Annotated in this window: 1 pseudogene; it reads left to right on the top strand. The window is 76.3% G+C overall.

From position 1 onward, the window contains the following. Positions 1-801: pseudogene (locus tag NBW84_RS11345) on the top strand (hypothetical protein); the annotation flags it as partial.

Below are 801 nucleotides of genomic sequence, written 5' to 3'. Positions count from 1 at the left end.
CCCGACGCGCGGCCCGCCGGCCCGTCCGGTCCGCCGGCGGCCGGCGGTGACGCCCTCCGTCCCGCGTCCCGCGTACGGGACGACGATCCGGGCGACGGCGGCCCGGGCGACGGCGGCCCGGACACCGCCGGGGCCGGACCATCGGCTGTCGGCGCCGGGACCGGTTCCGTTCCGCCCGCGCGTGCGGGCACGCGGTCATCGGGCCAGCGGGACGACCACCAGCCGAATGATCACCAGTGGGACGATCGCCAGCAGGACGATCATCGGAGGGACGATCATCAGCGGGACGAGTGGCTGCTGGAGAAGGCGGCGCTCACGGCCCGGCTGGCCACCGCCGAGCGGCAGGCGGCCGAGTCCGAACAGCGGGTCACCGCCGCCGAGGGGCAGGCCGCTGTCGCCGGTCACCGGGTGTGGATGCTCGAGGAGGCCCTCGCCCGGGCCGAGGAGCCGGGCGAGCCCGACGACGCGGTGCCGTCGGACGCCGAGAACGTCCAGGCGCTCGCGGCCGAGGCCGTGCGGCTGCGCAGGCAGCTCGCCGAGGCCGAGGAGCGCTCCGCGAAGTTCTCCTCCCGGCTGGCGATGGCGCGTACCGAGGCCGAGGAGGCCCAGCGCCAGGTCGCGACCCTGACGACGAGGCTTGATCGCCACCAGGCCGAGTGGGCCGCCGAGAAGGTCCGGCTGCTCGCCCAGATGAGTGGCGGCGAACAGGCCTCGGCCGTGTCCGAGCACACACGCACCGCCCGCGTCGAACTGGATCTCCCGGATCCCGGCCACCCCATCGAATCCGCCCGCGGGGCTGCC

The sequence above is a fragment of the Protofrankia sp. CiP1_Cm_nod2 genome (genome assembly GCF_920664355.1).
Taxonomy (GTDB): Bacteria; Actinomycetota; Actinomycetes; order Frankiales; family Frankiaceae; genus Protofrankia.
Note: the sequence above shows the minus strand (reverse complement) of the source record. Positions and strands in the feature narration are given on the sequence as shown.